Raw genomic sequence first — 406 nt, forward strand, 5'->3', positions numbered from 1 at the left:
CGTTCATCCGTTGGTCGCTGGATTAACTGGTTTACGCACTCAGGTATTGAAGGCCTGAAATCCTTACCCGCAGGGCGCTCCCGACGCTGGCCTTTTGAACATATCTGCACCCTGTTACGTGAGCTGATAAAGCATTCTCCCGGCGATTTTGGTTATCAACGTTCACGCTGGAGCACCGAATTACTGGCATTAAAAATCAATGAGATAACCGGTTGCCAGTTACATGCAGGAACCGTTCGCCGCTGGTTGCCATCTGCGGGGCTTGTATGGCGCAGGGCCGCGCCAACTCTGCGTATCCGTGACCCACATAAAGATGAAAAGATGGCGGTAATCCACAAAGCGCTGGATGAATGCAGCGCAGAGCATCCGGTATTTTATGAAGATGAAGTGGATATCCACCTTAATC

The 406-nt window shown here is 51.0% G+C and carries 1 protein-coding gene; it reads left to right on the forward strand.

Going from position 1 to position 406, the window contains the following annotated elements; all coding sequences use genetic code 11:
• A partial coding sequence (locus tag NMC31_RS26090; protein ID WP_253899403.1) for a helix-turn-helix domain-containing protein occupies positions 1-406 on the forward strand: 406 nt, incomplete at both ends.

The sequence above is a fragment of the Pseudocitrobacter vendiensis genome, assembly GCF_943590815.1.
Classification (GTDB): domain Bacteria; phylum Pseudomonadota; class Gammaproteobacteria; order Enterobacterales; family Enterobacteriaceae; genus Pseudocitrobacter; species Pseudocitrobacter vendiensis.